Source organism: Rhodococcus rhodnii NBRC 100604 (assembly GCF_001894925.1).
Taxonomy (GTDB): Bacteria; Actinomycetota; Actinomycetes; order Mycobacteriales; family Mycobacteriaceae; genus Rhodococcus_F; species Rhodococcus_F rhodnii.
The window spans coordinates 25,034-42,180 of record NZ_BCXD01000032.1 but is presented as its reverse complement, the minus strand read 5'-3'; the positions used below and the strand labels follow the sequence as shown (position 1 = coordinate 42,180).

At 68.3% G+C, this 17,147-nt stretch carries 17 protein-coding genes, 1 tRNA gene and 1 pseudogene; 3 read left to right on the top strand and 16 right to left on the bottom strand.

From position 1 onward, the window contains the following. Nucleotides 1–144: 144 nt before the first annotated feature. Nucleotides 145–429: a hypothetical protein gene (locus tag RR1_RS18950; protein WP_010836987.1), complete on the bottom strand. Its 285-nt coding sequence runs from the start codon at nucleotides 427–429 to the stop codon at nucleotides 145–147. Nucleotides 430–515: 86 nt separating this feature from the next. On the opposite strand from RR1_RS18950, the gene RR1_RS18945 reads away from it, so the two are divergent. Further along, a complete protein-coding gene (locus tag RR1_RS18945; RefSeq protein WP_010836986.1) occupies nucleotides 516–827 on the top strand; it encodes a helix-turn-helix domain-containing protein in 312 nt (103 codons plus the stop codon). A gap of 15 nt (nucleotides 828–842) precedes the next feature. On the opposite strand, the gene RR1_RS22970 is transcribed toward RR1_RS18945, so the two are convergent. The 6 genes and pseudogenes from RR1_RS22970 to RR1_RS18915 form a co-directional block, all read right to left on the bottom strand. After that, nucleotides 843–977 carry a hypothetical protein gene (locus tag RR1_RS22970; protein ID WP_010836985.1) on the bottom strand — a complete coding sequence of 45 codons (135 nt, stop codon included), beginning with the start codon at nucleotides 975–977 and terminating at the stop codon, nucleotides 843–845. Between the two features lie 171 nt (nucleotides 978–1,148). Next, nucleotides 1,149–2,579 carry a recombinase family protein gene (locus tag RR1_RS18935; RefSeq protein WP_010836984.1) on the bottom strand — a complete coding sequence of 477 codons (1,431 nt, stop codon included), beginning with the start codon at nucleotides 2,577–2,579 and terminating at the stop codon, nucleotides 1,149–1,151. A gap of 28 nt (nucleotides 2,580–2,607) precedes the next feature. Next, a pseudogene (locus RR1_RS18930) lies at nucleotides 2,608–2,802 on the bottom strand (alanine glycine permease); the annotation flags it as partial. 123 nt (nucleotides 2,803–2,925) lie between these two features. Then, a complete protein-coding gene (locus RR1_RS18925; protein WP_010836982.1) occupies nucleotides 2,926–4,464 on the bottom strand; it encodes a flotillin family protein in 1,539 nt (512 codons plus the stop codon). A 15-nt stretch (nucleotides 4,465–4,479) separates the two neighbouring features. After that, nucleotides 4,480–5,007, bottom strand: coding sequence for an NfeD family membrane protein (locus RR1_RS18920; protein WP_010836981.1), 528 nt, complete (start codon nucleotides 5,005–5,007; stop codon nucleotides 4,480–4,482). Between the two features lie 111 nt (nucleotides 5,008–5,118). Continuing rightward, on the bottom strand, nucleotides 5,119–6,372 hold the full coding sequence (locus RR1_RS18915) for a hypothetical protein (protein WP_010836980.1): 1,254 nt from the start codon (nucleotides 6,370–6,372) through the stop codon (nucleotides 5,119–5,121). Between the two features lie 167 nt (nucleotides 6,373–6,539). Here RR1_RS18915 and RR1_RS18910 point away from each other — a divergent pair, with 167 nt between their 5' ends. Continuing rightward, nucleotides 6,540–7,883, top strand: coding sequence for a lipase family protein (locus tag RR1_RS18910; RefSeq protein WP_040772305.1), 1,344 nt, complete (start codon nucleotides 6,540–6,542; stop codon nucleotides 7,881–7,883). 10 nt (nucleotides 7,884–7,893) lie between these two features. Here the strand turns inward: RR1_RS18910 and RR1_RS18905 are convergent, their stop codons facing one another. Beyond that, on the bottom strand, nucleotides 7,894–8,505 hold the full coding sequence (locus RR1_RS18905; RefSeq protein ID WP_169847068.1) for a TetR/AcrR family transcriptional regulator: 612 nt from the start codon (nucleotides 8,503–8,505) through the stop codon (nucleotides 7,894–7,896). A gap of 14 nt (nucleotides 8,506–8,519) precedes the next feature. Continuing rightward, entirely contained in the window at nucleotides 8,520–9,506 is a 987-nt protein-coding gene (locus tag RR1_RS18900; protein WP_040772304.1) for an aldo/keto reductase, read from the bottom strand. A gap of 250 nt (nucleotides 9,507–9,756) precedes the next feature. On the opposite strand from RR1_RS18900, the gene RR1_RS18895 reads away from it, so the two are divergent. Then, nucleotides 9,757–9,829: transfer RNA gene (locus RR1_RS18895), tRNA-Arg, on the top strand. A gap of 15 nt (nucleotides 9,830–9,844) precedes the next feature. On the opposite strand, the gene RR1_RS18890 is transcribed toward RR1_RS18895, so the two are convergent. The 7 genes from RR1_RS18890 to RR1_RS18860 all read right to left on the bottom strand — a co-directional run bounded on the left by RR1_RS18890 (nucleotide 9,845) and on the right by RR1_RS18860 (nucleotide 17,104). After that, nucleotides 9,845–11,152, bottom strand: coding sequence for a polysaccharide pyruvyl transferase family protein (locus RR1_RS18890; protein WP_010836976.1), 1,308 nt, complete (start codon nucleotides 11,150–11,152; stop codon nucleotides 9,845–9,847). Nucleotides 11,153–11,255: 103 nt separating this feature from the next. Further along, nucleotides 11,256–11,681, bottom strand: coding sequence for a pyridoxamine 5'-phosphate oxidase family protein (locus RR1_RS18885; protein ID WP_010836975.1), 426 nt, complete (start codon nucleotides 11,679–11,681; stop codon nucleotides 11,256–11,258). Between the two features lie 47 nt (nucleotides 11,682–11,728). Continuing rightward, entirely contained in the window at nucleotides 11,729–12,148 is a 420-nt protein-coding gene (locus RR1_RS18880) for a pyridoxamine 5'-phosphate oxidase family protein (protein ID WP_010836974.1), read from the bottom strand. Nucleotides 12,149–12,201: 53 nt separating this feature from the next. Continuing rightward, on the bottom strand, nucleotides 12,202–14,526 hold the full coding sequence (locus RR1_RS18875; RefSeq protein ID WP_010836973.1) for an ATP-dependent DNA ligase: 2,325 nt from the start codon (nucleotides 14,524–14,526) through the stop codon (nucleotides 12,202–12,204). A gap of 57 nt (nucleotides 14,527–14,583) precedes the next feature. Further along, nucleotides 14,584–15,015 (bottom strand): type II toxin-antitoxin system Rv0910 family toxin, encoded by a 432-nt coding sequence (locus RR1_RS18870; RefSeq protein WP_010836972.1) that lies wholly within the window; start codon nucleotides 15,013–15,015, stop codon nucleotides 14,584–14,586. A gap of 89 nt (nucleotides 15,016–15,104) precedes the next feature. Further along, nucleotides 15,105–16,736: a monocarboxylic acid transporter gene (locus RR1_RS18865; protein WP_010836971.1), complete on the bottom strand. Its 1,632-nt coding sequence runs from the start codon at nucleotides 16,734–16,736 to the stop codon at nucleotides 15,105–15,107. Then, a complete protein-coding gene (locus RR1_RS18860; protein ID WP_040772317.1) occupies nucleotides 16,733–17,104 on the bottom strand; it encodes a DUF485 domain-containing protein in 372 nt (123 codons plus the stop codon). The genes RR1_RS18865 and RR1_RS18860 overlap by 4 nt, the downstream gene beginning before the upstream one ends. Between the last annotated feature and the right edge of the window lie 43 nt (nucleotides 17,105–17,147).

Here is a 17,147-nt window from a genome sequence, read left to right as displayed (position 1 = left end):
CCCCGGAGTGGGGTGTTGATGTGGCGTGTGCGGATCGGGAGAACTCGCGCCGGATCACTTCGCGCTGTCGCGAAGTGATGGGCTTGGCGCGGGCGAGGGTCTCCTTGACCCACTCCTCCATCGCCGCGGTCCACTCGATCGCGCTCATGACGCCTTGCGTGACCCGTCGTCGACGTCGGTGCGGTCGACGCCGTCGTCGGGCCAGAGATCGGCGGGCGGCCGGTCGAGGTGGCGCGCGATGCGGATCAAGTCCGTCGCGCTGAATCCGCCGTCGAGGACGTGGCGACGGAAGGTGGTGGGCGGGATGCCGAGTGCGCACGCGATCGCGTAGGCGTTGGTGTCAGACTCGTCGATCGCGGATCTCACACGATTGGCGATCTCGTGGCTGATGTGACCGTGTGTGTCTACTGTGACGCCAGGATTGACCATGCGGTTGACGCTAGTATCCGAACGGATAATTCACAAGGGATGCCGTTTTCTGGTGGATTGACCATTTGGCGTCTACAGTTCACCGCATGGATAAACACCAGTCTTCCCCTGGCGTTGAGGTCGAGATCATCCGCGATGCAATCGCCCGGGTCCTGAGAGCCGAACGAGCACGCCTCGATCTGACCCAAGACGAGGTCGCGGCGAGGGCCGGCATCTCGAAGCTCACCGTCTTCCGGCTAGAGGCGGCGCAGCGAGATGCGAAGGCGCCACAGCTGATTGCGCTTGCTCGCGCGCTCGAGATCGAACCGAACGCGATCCTTCAGGCAGCGTGGAACGCGCTTGCGGCCGCAGAGCTCGACGCGCCCCGACTCGGCGACGACAGTGCCGACGACGAGTGAATCGGCAACGGACAGTCAGTCGGTCGACTGATCGAACCGGATGCCGGACCGGAAGGCGTTGAGGACCAACCGAGTGGCCGTGACGTTGGGACACAGCGAGCCGAGGAACTCCCCTATGCGCATGCTGTCGCGGTCACGCGAGACCTTCACCGCACATCGCCTCACCGGTTCCTCGCATCGCTCACAGTCCGGCGACGGCCGCGGATCGAGCAGAGACAACATCGATGCACCTCCCACACCGGTTCAAGCATCAACCAATTTGACGAGTCGCCTCACAATACTCCCACCTGAAAGTAAAGCCTGAGTAATGTGGTGTCGCTCTCACCTAAAGTCGACGTGGACGTACTCCGGGAGGAACCGCCGGCCCGACCGCGGGGCCTTCCGGATCTCGACCGTCAGGAGAGCGCGCGCGACAGCGCGTCGACCGTCGATCCCCATCACCTTCCAGTTCGCGCGAGCGTTCGGCCCGACGAGCTCCTCCACGATCTTCGGTAGCGTCCGGCGAGCACGCCGTTCGGCCGCGCCGATCTGCTCTCGCAGCCGCGCCTCGATCCGATAGAACGACTCGCGACTGACCTTTCCCTCGGCGGCATCATCGGCGAACCCTGCGAGCCTGTCCCGCAGCTCCTGCACTTCTGACAGCGCGGTCGACACGTCGGGCGGCTCGAGTTCGGCAATGCCGTCGATCAGCTCGAGGCGGCGCAACAGGACCTCCTCGACCATCCTCTCCACGGGCTCGGCGATCCGCGAGACGCAGCCGTTGTCGTGGCACCGGTAGGAGTTCCGACCCATCGACAGAAACCGCGTCATCCTGCCGCCGCACACTCCGCACGTGGCGATCCCCGACAGCAGATGCCGCGGCTGCGTACCGCGCTGCGTGCGACGGGTCGGGTCGCTGAGGATCGCGACGAGCGCGCGATGCTGCTCGACGGTGATGATGGGCTCCCACTGCGCCTCTGCAGGGCTCAGCGCGCCGTGGTGGGCTCGCAGGCCCGCGTAGGTGGGCTTTTTAAGCATCATCGAGATGACGTTCGAGTGCCACTTCGCGGCGCCGCGGGCGGTCGGCACACCACGCTCGTTGAGGTCCTTCGCGATCGCCCACACCGACTCGCCCGCAAGGACCCGCGTAGCCATCTCACGGACTATCGGAGCTTGCTCGGGGTGGAGCTGGCGCGTGACGAGGTTCCCCGTCGCCGGGTCGAGGATGCCGGCGCGGCCGGTATCGGGGTCACGTGCGACCCGGTAGCCGAACGCGGTGCCGTGCGCGCGGCCGGCCTCGGCGTTGTGACGGTGGGCGCGCTGGACACGCTGCCGAGTCTGCTCGGCTTCGTCCTCGGAGAGGATCGCGCGGATGCCGGTCATGACTCGGTCGTTCGACTTCGCCGGGTCGTACGTCTGTCCACCGATGTTCCAGAGGACACCTCGGCTCGCACAGAGGTCACGGAGCTCGACATATCCGTCGAGTCGGCGGCTCGCTCGACTCGCCTCCCAGAGGACGAGGACGTCGCCGGGACGCAGGATCTGCTTGAGCCGGTCGTATGCGGGCCGGTCCTTCACCCGCGAGTAGCGAGAAACCCCGACGTCGTTGTCTGCGAGGACCTCGGCGACGGGCCAGCCGTTGCGCTCACATACCGCGCGACACTCGGCTTCCTGCTCGCCGACGGATCGCGAGCGCCCCTCGGCGTCCGAGGACACGCGGCAGTAGATGATTGCTCGGGTCTCCTGCGGAAAAGGCAGTATCTCGGCGGCCACGCGCGGTAGTCTATCTATGCCCCTTCGGGAGCATGAACCCGATGATCATGTACACGAAGATCACGGACGGGCCCGCGAGTGAGATCGTCTTGCCGGATCCCATGAACAGCCCGGTGCCGATCGCGCCGCCGATCGCGATGAGCTGGATGTGGCGGTTGGCGAGCTTGCGCGACAGGTGCGGGCTCTCCCCGCGCTCGTGCGCCCCGCCGAGGTGTGCGGTCATGGTCCCCTTCGTTCCGCCGGCGACGCCGCCGACGAGAGGACCATACGCCCGTCCGAATCGAGTGAACGACGCTACTGCGCAGCGACTTTCACAAACCGGACAACTCTCGCAGGGTGTCGCGGGTCACGCCTGCGCCGCCAGGACCTCCGCGTCGGGACGCTCCGGCGCGGCCGTCCGGCGGCCGACGATCCCCGCGACGTCGATCCCGCTGGCCGTGAGCGTCTCGATGACACCGGCGACCACCTGCGGGCTGATGCCGAGCAACGTTCCGACGGAATCGCGCGCGCCGTCGGCACCCCCGATGATCGAGATCCGGTCGATCTCGCCGACCGGGGCCGCGGCGGCGCTCGTCGCCGACACGAGCGCCTCGAGGACGTCCGGCAGGACCAACAGGCGCGCGGCGTCCTCGCTGTAGGAGTTCAGCGCGTCCGCGACCTGCCGCTTACCGGCGGCCTCGGCCTCGAGCTTCGCGAGCAGGCCGTCCGCCTCCGCCTGCTGCTCGGCACGCAACGCCTCGGCGGCGACCTTGCGGCCTTCGGCCTCCGCTTCGAGCTTGGCCCGCAGGCCGTCGGCGTCCGCCTGCTGCTCGGCGCGCACGGCGTCGGCGACGAGCTTGCGCGAATCCGCCTGTGCGGCACCGGTCTGCCGGGCGGTCTCCGCCTGCGCCTCGGCACGCAGGATCGCGGCGCGGCGCTCGCCTTCGGCGCGCGCGATCGCGGCCTGACGCTCGGCCTCCGCTGGCGCGATCACGTCCGCCTGCAACGCGGCCTCGGACTGCTGCGCTCGACGCCGTTCGACCTCGGTGCGTGCCTCGACGCGCGTCGCCTCGGCCTCCTCGCGCGCGATGCCGACGGCCTTGGTCGCCGTCGCCTGCGCGAGCGGCCCGGCCTGATCCGCCTCCGCGTTCTCGGCTTCGGTCTGCGCACGCAGCCGCGCGAGTTCGACGTCGCGCTTCTGGTTCGCCGTCGCGATCGCCGTATCGGCCTCGGCCTGCGCGACCGACCCCGCCTGCCGTGCCTTCGCCGACTGGATCTGCGCGTCGCGCTCGGCCTCCGCGGTACCGACCGCGGCGTCGCGCTTGACCTCGGCGATACGACGCTGGCCGAGCGATTCGAGATAGCCGTTGAAGTCGGAGATGCCCGCGATCTTGAGGACGTCGACCTCCATGCCGATCCGCGCGAGATCGCCGCCCGCTTCCTCGACGACGCTGCGCGCCAGCGAGTCCCGGTTCGAGTTGAGGTCCTCGACCGTCATCGTCGCGGTGATGCCGCGCAACGAGCCGGCGAGGATCTCGTTGATCTGCCGTTGCAGCTCTTCGAGATCCGACGTGAGGAAGCGCTGCACCGCGGTCTGCACCGCCTCGTCCGCGGATCCGATCCGCACGAGCCCGACGGCCTCGACGTTCACGGGCACGCCGTCGTTGGAGAGCGCGTTCTTGAGATTGATGCTCACGTTGAACGGTTCGAGCGACATGATGTCGACGCGCTCGATGCCGGGGATCTTGAACCGGGCGCCGCCGCGGACGACCTTGGGCTTACCGCGCCCCGTGAACACCGCGACCTCGTTCGGCGGCACCTTGATGTAGTTGCGGACGTAGATCAGCGGTACCACGACGAACAGCACGATCGCGATCACCACGGCGATCCCCACGACGACGAACACGTTGTTTCCCTTCGATTACGCGTGACCGGTGAGCGCATCACCCGGTACGGCCACGACGTGAAGACTGGTCTCGTCCACATCGGCGATGTAGACGGTGGTGGACACGCCCAGGGTCTCGGGCTCGTGCGTGACGGCACGGGCACGCACGCGGCTGCCGCCGCGATCGACGAAGGACACCTCACCCCAGCCGCCCGGTTCGATCGCGAGTGTCACGGTACCGAGCGACCCGATGTAGGAGGTGCGTGCGACATGCGAATTGTCCTGCTGACGAAGCAGGTACGGATACAGCAGGAAGCGCGACGCCACCACCTCGAGGACGGCGACCACGGCGGCGATGCCCAATGCGACCGCCGACGGAAGGCCCACGAGTAGACACAGCAGGCCGCTGCCGCCGAAACCGAACACCGCCGTCGCGACGACCGTCGGCGTCACGAACGGGATTCCGCCGAATTCGGCATCGGCCTCGCCGATGTCGCCGAAGAGCAACGCCGCGACGAGCCCGATGGCGCCCACCGCGGCGCACGCGACGAACAACGTCGTCATGACACCCCCCGAATCCCCGATCGCGCACACAGTAACACTCCGGCTACCTGTGCGGCAGTCTGCGATGGACTCGTATTCCGGTATGCGAGAGTCGGGTTCGGGATTCGGACTCTACTCGTAGGTGAGCTTCGTCGTCCGGGCAACGGACTGGAGCACCGCGGGGAGACGGAGCATCGCTCGCTGGCTCAGGATCTGCTGATCGATCGGGACGCTCATCGCGGCGCGCCACTGTTCGGGTGAGTTCTCCTTGGTCCACCGATACGCGGGGACCATCCGCTCGGTGATGTACCGCCAGCGGTCGTCACGGTCGGCCCAGTTGAACGCCGACAGCGGCGTCTGCAGCCGCCACGTGGGGCCCGGCAGCTCCTCACCCGTGACGTCGGCGGCGGTGAGGGTGAGCGGGCTCGCTTCGCGCGGCGGAATCGCACCGGGGACAGCGGGATCCGCTGCGACCGTGCTCAGATAGGTGAGCGCGCGCCCGATCGGTCCCCGATCCTCCTCGCCGCCACGGTAGTTCGCCGCGGCGTCCCACTGATCGCCGATCGACGTGTACTGCTCGCGGTGGAGCAGTTCCTGGTTGCCGAGGACGACGGCGTCGGGCTCGCCGCTGTCCACGAGCTGCCATGCGGCGAGGGCGCGGTCGTCGATCAGCCGGGCCTCGTGCATCTCCGCGATCGCGGCGAGTCCGCCCGCGAGGTACGCCTCGTGCTGCGGGATCAGATCGGTGAAGATGTGCTTGCTCATCGCGATCACCTGGATCTGGAACCACGCGATGTCCTCGGCCGTGATGTCGGCGCCGACGGCCAGGACGGCCCGCACGTCGCCGGGCAGGTGTGCCGTCGCGGGCGCCGTCGCGGCGTCGAGGGTCGCGACGATGTGGTGGATCGCGTCGCGCGCGGCGTGGACGTCGAGAACGACCCGTCCGAGGTCGACGTCCATGATGCCCGCGGCGAAGGACGGCCCGGCCATGCCGCCCTGCCCCGTCCACAGGAAGTCGGGATGCCCCAGTGCGAGGCGCTGATAGTACGAGAACGTCGCCGCGAGATTGCGTTCGTTCGCGGCGAGACCGGCCTGCGGATCCCACGCGTTCAGGTCGAGGCCCGCCTCGTTCGCCGCGACCGCGAGCCAGTACTGGTGCAGCAGAGCCGAATACCGCTCGGGCGCGACACCGTCGCTCCGCGCGCGGTCGAGCAGACCACCGAGGATCGCGACATCGGTCGGCAGCGCCGAGGCGACACCACCCGCGTGCTCCGACGTGACGTTGTCGCGCGGGACGTCGAGCACCGCGTCGAGTGGCGTCGCGGCGCTCGGCGTCACGACGACGCTGCCCGCGAGGACCGCCGCGACGACTGCCGCCTGAAACATTCCGCCACGCCTCATCGAGACCCCTCGTCGTCGTCGTTCGAGCCAGCGCAACGTACCGGCGAGTCGGTTGTCCGGTCAAGATGGGCAGGGCCCTGTCCTGGGGCATCGGACGTCGTCGCGAGCTGCGGGGATTGTCCTGGGGCGTGCGACTTTGCTACAACCTGTGCATGCCAGCCCGCACCCGCGCCGCCCGTTCCGTGGCAGCAGCACTCGCTGTCGCCCTGTGCACGCTCGGCGCCGCGGGGACGGCGCAGGCGCGCCCCGAGCCGTCGACGCCACAGTTGCCCGACGTGTTCGACGGGTACGTCGTCAGCACCTTCCAGGACGGACGATTCGCGACGCCGCAGGAGATCCTCGACGGCCTGCACCCCGACACCGCCTTCTACGACGAACCGGAGCTCACCGGCGGCGAAGCGCCCGGCACGCTGCTGAAGTCGATGCCCGTCGAGGTCCAGTTCTCCGGGTTCCGGCCCGGCAACCTGCGGGCGTGGCGGCTCATGTACGTCACGACGGGTCTCGACGCGCGCACACCCGAGATCAGCACCGGAATCCTGCTCGTCCCCGACGACGGCCGCGACGACGCCACCCGGCCGCTGATCGGATATCAGGAGGCGAACGACAGCGTCGGGCCCACGTGCCATCCGAGTACGCAGTGGACCGGCGCCAACCCGATGGACGGGGCCTCGTGGTCGGCGCTCGGGCCGCTCGCGCAGATGTTCGGCGACGGTCTCGCGGTGATGATCTCGGACGTCGGCAACGACGCCGACCCCGCCCCCAAGGGGGTGTTCGCGGGACGCTTCGCCGGGCACGCGAATCTCGACGGCATGCGTGCCGCGCTCACCCTCGACGACGCCGGCCTGTCGCGGCAGACGCCGGTGTCGATCTTCGGCATCGCGGGCGGTGGTGTCGGCGCCGCCTTCGCCGCCGAGGCACAGCCCGAGTACGCACCCGAGCTCGACGTGAGATCCACTGTGCTGGAAGGGATGGTCGTCGACCAGCGGAACTTCATGCGCGTCTCCGACGGCTCCGTCGGTTCGGGCTTCGCCTTCGCGACGTTGCTGGGTCTCGAGCCGAAGTATCCCGAGATGCGCGTGGACGAGAAGCTCACCCCGCTCGGCAGGCAGGTCGCCGACTGGTACCGCACGCAGTGCCAGACGCCCGCCTACTTCACCGCCCCGTTCGTCCCGCTGTCGTCGTTCTTCACCAGCGGGCTTGCGCCCGCCGACATCCCCGAGTTCCAGCACGTCTACGACGACAACCTGCTCGGCACACGCGCGCCCGGCGCCGACGTCCTCATCGCCTCGTGCGGGGCCGACGACTCACCGATGTCGCTCGTCCCTGCCCAGGACGCCCGCGACCTCGCCGACCGCTACCGCGCAGGCGGCACCGACGTCACGTACGCGCCGACCGACTGCAGCATGACGCGGTTCGTCACCGACATGTACGGCTGGGGAACCGACCTCTTCGGGATGCAGACCGTCGACTGGATGGTCGCCACGCTGCGCGAGTGACCGGTGGCCATCACTCGCGCCTCGCTCCGGATCGCCCGCGCCACTCGTCGATCACCGCGCGGGCCGCGTTCGCGACGGTCTCTCGCATCGAACCTTCGAGCAGATCCTGCACCGAGCGTGAGTCGGTGGCGGTCACGTCCATGACCACCTGACGGTTGGCCGCCGGCCATGCAGCCATCGACACCAGCACCAGAGACAGGCGCACGACGTCGTCGGTGTCGTTGTCGCCGAGACCTTTCACGTAGTCCGCGACGCGGCCGTCGTGATGATCGGGACGCTTCGTCGAGTCCAGAAGCGGGCGTTCGAGTTGCTCCCACAGCAGCAGACGGGACAGTGCCGGGTTGCCGACGTGGAAGTCGTACAGGCGCAGGGCATAGTCCACGAGATCGCCCGGGCCGTCCGCTATCGGCACGTCGGCACGGAGTTGCCGAAAGCCCTCCGCGACAGCGGCGTCGAAAAGGGCGGCCTTGCTGCCGAAGTACGCGTAGACCCGTTGCTTGTTGATCCCCGCGTCATCCGCGATGCGGTCCACCCTGGCACCCGCAAGGCCGACGCGGGCGAATTCGGCGGTGGCGGCACGCAGAATCCGCGACCGAGAACCGGGCTCCGCAGGCTGACTCACCGGACCGGACACCCTCAATGATCCAGGAACGCGAGGCCGGCCTCGTCGTAGCGGGAACCCACGATCGCGTCGTGATGGAACACGTCCTCGATGTCGGCGAGCACATCGGGTGAGAGATGCACCGATGCAGCGTCGATGTTCTGCTGCAGGTATGCGATGGATCGCGTACCTGGGATGGGGACGATGTCGTCACCTCGCGACAGCAACCACGCCAGCGCCACCGACGACTTCGGCAGGCCGAGCTCGGCCGCGATCGCGCCGAACCGTTCGACGATCGCCATGTTCGCCGCGAGGTTGTCGCCGTGCAGGCGCGGGTGCACCTTCGGGCGGAAGTCGTCGGAGGCGAAATGGCTCTCGTCGGCGAACCTGCCGGTCAGCAGACCCCGTCCCAGTGGCGAATACGCCACCACCGCGACGTCGTGTGCACGTGCAGCCGGGATGAGTTCGCGTTCGGCGGACCGTTCCGTCAGCGAGTATTCGATCTGCAGTGCCGCGATCGGCGTCACGGCACACGCCGCGTCGAGTGTGGCAGCATTGACCTCCGACAGGCCGATGTTCCGAATCTTGCCTTCCTGCAGCAGATCCCGCATCGTGCCGACCGAGTCCTCGATCGGGACGTCCGGGTTGCGTCGGTGCAGGTAGTACAGGTCGATCGTGTCGACTCCGAGGCGACGGAGCGACGCTTCGCACGCCTGCCGAATGTACGTGGGGTCGTTGTCGACGATCTTCCCTCGCTCCGGGTCGGTGCGAAACCCAACCTTCGTCGCGACGATCGAGTCCTCGGAACGACCGCGGAGGAACTCCCCCACGAGGAGTTCGTTCGCGCCGTCGCCGTACATGTCCGCCGTGTCGAAGAGCGTGATGCCGTTGTCCGCAGCATGTGCCAGGACCTGCTTGTTCTGTTCGTGGTCGGCTGGGCCGTAGAACGCCGACATGCCCATGCACCCCAGCCCGATGCTGGACGTCGTCAGGCCGGAGCTTCCAATCCTTCGAGCTTCCACAACTCCCCCTCGTCGAGCCGCTTCCCCGAGTCCACACGCCTGCTGACGTGGGCATATGCAATATGGTGTACGTCCGCCGTCCCGAGGGCAACCAACCAGTTGGTGACCTCTGGGTGACCCGGGAGCGAACAGCGAATCGCAACGACCCCACCTCGCGTGTGCGGGGCGAACACCGCAGCCGCTAGACTCACGTGGCGCGCATGAGCCGTCGACCCGTTCCTGGCCTTCGACAGCCCACGAAGCGTGGCCCGCCCCCGTAGCTCAGGGGATAGAGCACGGCTCTCCTAAAGCCGGTGTCGCAGGTTCGAATCCTGCCGGGGGCACAACGACCGACGCACTCAGTTCGGCGACGGAGCGTGCGCGAGCGATGCCTCACGCTCGGGGCGCCGCATCGCCGCCGCCGCACCCCTCAGGGTCCGCGTCGCGCGGTTGCCGATCCGCTTGACCGGGTGCGAGTGCTGCGGGTAGATCTCGTGCGCCAGCCGAATCTTGCCGTGGTGCAGTCGATGCACCGTCTCCACCGAGAACCCGCCACCGCGCACAGGATCGTCGGGGATCGACTCCGGCTCCGCGACGACCCAGTTCGAGCCCGAATCCACGAGCGACCGGTGCTTCGTCGCGTAGTAGTCGCGCCTGCCGCCCAACGCCGTCCCGCTCGCGCCGATCGCGGCCGCGACCAGGTGCGGATGGAAGCGGGTGCTCGCCCACACCTGGCCCGGTCGCGCGGGCAGACCCCGCCGCCAGACCTCCGTGAACGGCACGAAATGCGCCTCCGGGATGGCGTGTTCGATCCGGTCGTACACGACCCGATCCGTCCCCGGCATTCCCTCGACGACCGCGATCTCGCTGCCGTCGACGTCCCAGCGCTTCAGTACCTCGGTGACGGTGTCGACGAGCCCGTCCACGCCCCCTGCACCGCCACCGAAGTCGTCCATGAGATCGCTCTGGACACAGAGTACGAACTCGCGCTCGAGCGCCGCCGCATCCTCGTCGTAGGTGTCGTCGTCCGCGATCGCCAGCCACGCGTCGTCGCCGGTCGCGCGCACCCGCGAGGTGCCGCCCGCAGCGAGCGCCGACGGGTCGTCGCGCACGTCGAAGACGTCGAACTGCTCGACGACCTCGTGCAGCAGCGGCAACGCACCCGGCGCGACCGGGAACAGTCCCTGCCCCGACGCGACGAGCCTGCCACCGCCCTTGCGCATCGCCGCACACGCCGTCACGAACAGCGAGATGTGGTGCGGCCACAACGAATTGACGTATCCCCCGCCGACGAAGTGCACCGTGCCCGCGCGGATGAGCAGTTCGATTCCGGTGACCATGCGGCACAGCACACCCGGATTGTCGACGACCCGCTCCACGAACTCGACACTCTCCGCGAGGTCCATCTCGCGCGTCGTGTCGCAGATCCGCCAGAGCGTGTCGACGAACAGGACGCGAGGATGGAAGCCGGAGTGCAGAACGGCGGCCTGGCCCGGCGTGTGACAGTCCACGACGACGTCCGCGTCGGGACGATGCTCCGCGAGATACCGCAGCCAGCCACGCAGGACGAACTCGTCGCCGTAGTTCGGTACACCGCTCGGCGCGACGAGGTAGATCAGTTCGCGCTCTCCGGACGTGCGGCGACGTCGACGGGGAAGCGAGAACATACGGCCACCTTCGCGTCGTCCGGTTCGGGTCGATCGACACACTAGTGCCGAACCGGACCAATCACGCAGTCGCACCGTGCCGCGTCGAGGCGAGTGCCGCCGATCAGAATGCCCCGAGGTCGGCCGAGTACCACCGGGTCGGTTCGAGCTCGATGCGGACCTGATCGCCGTGCTCGGCGAGCGACATCTCGACGTACCCGTCCAGGATCTCCGCGGGCAGATACCGCGCGGCCATCTCGCGCAGCATCTCGGTCGTTCCCGGAGCGCGGCGCACCGCACGTCCCTCGACGGACACGTACCGCACCGACGGTTCGAGCGTCTCGACGGCGAGCGTGAACGATCCGGCGCGCGCGATCGCGCGATCCTTGACCGAGCCCGCCCCGGTGAGGATCCAGGGACGCCCGCCCGGCGTGTACTGGTACCAGATGGGAACCGCGAGGGGAGGCGACGTCGAGTCCCGCGCGACGGCGATGGTCGCGATACGCGGCTCGGCGAGAAACTGCTGACGTTCGTCGCTGCTCAGTGCCATGTCGGCACGCTACTGCGCGCCACCGACAACCGACAGGCTTTCTCGACTCACAGCGCACCCAGATCGGCGGAGAGCCAGTGTTCGGGATTCATCCGGATCGCCACCTCGTCCTCGTGGGGCGCCGCGGCCACGAACGCCGCGGCCTTGTCGGCCGACAGATACCGGTCCGCGAGCACCCGCGACATCTCCTCGGTCCCCGGTTCGAGCATCGCGACCGGCCCCTCGACCGACACATAGCGATACGTGGGCTCGACCTGCTCGACCATGAGCGTGAAGCGCGCCGCAGCGGCGATCATCCGCGCCTTGACCGATCCCGCGCCGGTGAGAATCCACGGCATTCCGCCGGGCTCGTAGCCGTACCAGATGGGGACCGTCAGCGGCGCCCGGCCGCGCGTGTCCGTGACGGCGAGCGCGGCGATGTGCGGCTGCGCCAGGAATGCGATGCGCTCGTCCTGTGTGAGAGCCATACAGCAAGGTTAGAGACCGGGTGGGGCCGTCGAGGCGCGAATGCCCAGACCCGTCACCTCTCCCGGACGACGTCGTACGCGTTCTTGTCGTCGCGAATGCCGCGCCAGCTCGGATGCCGGAGCCGGTCGGCCGAGGTCCACTCGAAGTACCGCACCTCACCGACGATCTTCGGCGTCACCCACACAGGGTCCTTCGCGTCGGCGCGGGGCACGTCGCCCGCGAACGGGCTGGTCTTGCGTTCCAACGGCGCGAGCAGTCCGTGCAGTTCGTCGAGATCGCGCTCGGTGAACCCGGTGCCGACCTTGCCGATGTAGTCGAGCTTCCCGCCCTCCTCTCCGCCCGGCCGGTGGATCCCCATGAGCAGCGCCCCGATCGTCGACGACCGCGCACCCTGGCCTCGCGTGTAGCCGCCGACGACGACCTCCTGCGTGTGCCAGTTCTTGATCTTGAGCCACGTCCGGCCGCGCTTGCCGGGCCGATACACCGAATCCGTCCGCTTGGCGACGATTCCCTCCCACCCCTGCGCGAGACTGTGCTCGCGCGCGGCGTCGGCGCCGCCGCCGAGCAGTGGCGGCACCTCGATTCCCGTCTTGGTGGCCAGAGCGTCGAGGACGCGCCGGCGATCCGAGAGCGGCTTGGTGAGCAGCGAGACGCCGTCGAGGTACAGCACGTCGAACACGAGATAGGTGGGCGCGCCCCCGTTCTGGAGCAGCTGGAAGCTCGACACCCCCTGGGCGTCGAACGCCACGACCTCGCCGTCGAGCACGACGTCGTGGCCCTCGAGCCGGTCCGCGAGATCGCCGAGTGCGTCGTAGTCGCTCGTCTTGTCGCGCCCGATCCTGCTGCGCAACACCAGCTCTCCGCCGCGGAACTCGGCGATGATCCGCACGCCGTCCCATTTGCCCTCGAACTGCCAGCGGGTGTCGTCGACGTCGCTCAGCGTCCCCGGCGACGCGAGCATCGGCTTCAGTCCGGTCGGGAACGGCGCCCGCTTCCCGGCGGGTTTCGCCGCCGCGTCGTCGTCCTGGTCCTTCATCCGGTGGATGAGCCACTGCTCGCGCTCGGTTCCACCGCCCTTGGTGCGGATGAGTGCGAACCGGCCCTGCGCGCGGTCGCCGTGGAGCCGGACGATCACCTCGTCGTCACGCCACTTCTCGGTCTCGTACGTCCCCGAATCCCAGATCGAGACGGCGCCACCGCCGTACTCGCCCTTCGGGATCGTGCCCGCGAACGTCGCGTACTCGAGCGGGTGGTCCTCGGTGTGCACGGCGAGATGGTTCGTCGCGGGATCGTCGGGGATGCCCTTCGGCAGCGCCCACGACACGAGCACGCCGTCGCGTTCGAGCCGGAAGTCCCAGTGCAACCGGCGAGCGTGGTGCTCCTGGATCACGAAGGTGTCGTCGCGGCCCACCGCGGGACGCGAGATCGGCACGGGCTCCGGCGTTTTCGACGCATCCCGCATCGAGCGATAGGCAGTGAGCGGATCGTCGCCGAGCGCGGGGTCGAGTTCGGCCAGCAGGTCGCCGCCGGAGTCCACGCGCGTGAGCACCTCGTCGAAACGCACCTGCGACAGTTCCGGATCGTCGAGTTCGTCCCACGTCCGCGGGGCCGCGACCCACGGAGCCGCGCGGCCGCGCAGCGAGTACGGCGCGATGGTCGTCTTCGCCGGGTTGTTCTGGCTCCAGTCGACGAAGACCTTGCCGGGCCGCGCGGCCTTCGCCATCGTGGCCGTGACGAGTTCGGGCATCGTCGTGGCGAGCCCTGTCGCCACCTCCTTCGCGACGGTGGACGCTCCTCCGCTCGCGAGTTGCCGATCCAGCGGGACGTAGACGTGCATTCCCTTGCTGCCGCTCGTCACCGGGAACGCGGACCATCCGAGCCCCGCGACGAGATCGCGGATCGCCCGCGCGACCTCCGCACACTCGCGGAGCCCCACGCCGTCACCGGGATCGAGATCGAACACGAGCCGCGTCGGAGCGCCGCGTTCGTCGTCGTCACCCGATCCGGGGACGAAACGCCACTGCGGGACATGGAGTTCGAGCGCTGCCTGCTGCCCCGCCCAGGCGAGGCCCGCGACGGAGTCGAACACCGGATAGCGCACCGACCGGCGCGAGATGGTGACGGTGTGGGTCTCGATCCACTTCGGCGCCGAAGCCGCGAGGTTCTTCTCGAAGAACGACTCGGCGTCGACGCCGTTCGGCCAGCGCTTCCTCGTGACGGGACGTCCCGCCATGTGCGGGAGCATCACAGAGGCGATCCGGGTGTAGTAGTCGATCACCTGCCCTTTGGTGGTCCCCGTCTCGGGGTACAGCACCTTGTCGAGGTTCGACAGCGAGATCGTCTGCCCGTCCAGGTGAACGGTCTCGGACTTCGCCATCGGACCCCCTCGGGTCGGTGTGGATCGGCCCCGGTGTGGGTCGGCTCCGGTGTGGGATCAGCCGTAGATCTCGACGAACCGCGCGAGCGAAGCGTCGATGTCTCCTTCGAGGGCCTTGGCGACGGTACGCCCGATCGGCCCGAACAGCGGCGCTCCGCCGAGTTCGATCGTGAACGCGAGTTCGGACCCGTCGCCCTTCTCCTTCACGTCGACGACGAGGCCCAGCTTCACGCCACCCTTGCCGTCGCCCTTCAGTTTCAGGTTCCGCGGCGGCGTGTACTCCTGGATCTTCCAGGTCACGCGATTGCGGAAACTCTTGACGCGCACGACGGACGACAGTTCGGTGCCGGCCGAGAGTTCGGCGGGCAGTTCACCGCGCCATGCCTCGTGCACCGAGAGCCAGGAGTCGAACGCGTCGAGATCCGATGCGTGCTTCCACACCTCGTCGGGGGGCAGCGGGACGTCGATCTTCGATGTGAGTCGGGCCACGAACCGAGCGTAACCCAGGTCGCGGCACACCGAGGGGCCGGTGCATCGAGTGATGCACCGGCCCCTCGGCCGATCGTGCGTACGTACGGTCAGTGCGAAACGGCCTTCTCGACGCCGACACCCGTGAGCGACCGCACCTCCATCTCGGCCTGCTTGACCGGATCCTCGGTGCGGCGTGCGCCGACGAACGTTCCGACGATGCCGAGCAGGAACGCGAGCGGGATCGACACGATGCCCGGGTTCGAGAGCGGGAACCACGAGAAGTCGACGCTCGGGAACATCGCGGACGGTCTGCCCGAGACGGCGGGCGAGAACACGATGAGCGTCAGGCAGCTGATGAGACCGCCGTAGATGCTGAACAGGGCGCCCGTGGTGTTGAAGCGCTTCCAGAACAGCGAGTACAGCAGCGTCGGGAGATTCGCCGACGCGGCCACCGCGAACGCGAGTGCCACGAGGAAGGCGATGTTCTGCCCCATCGCGAGGATGCCGAGCACGATCGAGACGATGCCGATGACGACGACCGTGATCCGCGAGACGCGCACCTGTTCCTCTTCGGATGCGTTGCCGTGCTTGATGACGCTCGCGTAGATGTCGTGCGCGAAGGACGCGGACGCCGTGATCGCGAGCCCTGCCACGACCGCGAGGATCGTCGCGAAGGCGACAGCGGAGATGATGCCGAGGAACAGTGTTCCGCCGAGTTCGAACGCGAGCAGCGGCGCGGCGGCGTTCTCCTTGCCCGGTGCCGCGAGGATCGCGTCGGGACCGACCAGCTTGGCGGCGCCGTAGCCGAGGACGAGCGTGAACAGGTAGAACGCGCCGATCAGGCCGATCGCCCAGGTCACCGAGCGACGGGCTTCGCGTGCCGTGGGGACGGTGTAGAAGCGCATGAGCACGTGCGGCAGACCCGCCGTACCCAGCACGAGCGCAATACCGAGCGAGATGAAGTCGATCTTGCTCATGCCGCTGATGCCGTACTTGGCGCCGGGTGCGAGAACGTCGGTCGAGGCGACCGACGGGTTCGCGGAGCCGCTGATCGCCATCTGGGCCTGCGCGAGCAGCGTCGAGAAGTTGCCGCGCACCGCGAGCAGCACGAGCACGAACATGACGCCGGCGCCGGCGATGAGCAGGACGGCCTTGACCATCTGGACGTACGTCGTGCCCTTCATGCCGCCGATGAGCACGTAGGCGATCATGAGGAGACCGACGACCGCGACGACGAGTGCCTGGCCCGCCTGGCTGTGGATGTCGAGCAGCAGGGCGACGAGTCCGCCGGCACCGGCCATCTGCGCGAGCAGGTAGAACAGCGACACCGCGAGGGTCGACAGCGCGGCTGCCATGCGAACGGGACGCTGCCGGAGCCGGAAGCTCAGCACGTCGGCCATCGTGAATCTGCCTGTGTTGCGCAGCAGTTCGGCGACGAGCATGAGCGCGACGAGCCACGCGACGAGGAAGCCGATGGAGTAGAGGAAGCCGTCGTAGCCGTAGATCGCGATCGCGCCGGCGATACCGAGGAACGAGGCGGCCGACAGGTAGTCGCCCGCGATCGCGAACCCGTTCTGCGGGCCCGAGAACTGACCGCCACCGGTGTAGAAGTCGGAGGCCTTCTTCGTGGTCTTGCTCGCGCGGATGACGAGGGTCATCGTCACGACGACGAACAGCGCGAAGATCGCGATGTTGAGCAGCGGGTTACCGACGTCGGAACCCTGGGCGAGGATGGTCATCGGCCGTTCTCCTGTGCTGGTGCACCCTCGAGTTCGGTGCGGATGAGCGAGGCGCGCGGGTCGAGCTCACGATTCGCGAACCGCACGTAGAGGGCGGTGATGACGAACGTCGACACGAACTGCCCGAGGCCCAGGATGATCCCGACGTTGATGTTGCCGAAGACCTTCGTCGCCATGAAGCCGTCCGCGTAGGTGGCCAGCAGCACGTAGAGGAGATACCAGGACAGGAAGACCGCCGTCATGGGGAACACGAAGCTACGCAGGCGGCGGCGCAGATCCTGGAACTCGGGGCTGGCCTGCATCTCGACGAAGGCCTGCCCGTCGGGTACCCGCCGCTGCTGCGGCGATACCGGATCGGTCGATGTCACGACGAACTCCTTGATCGCGTGTGAGGTGCTTGTCACAGGCGAC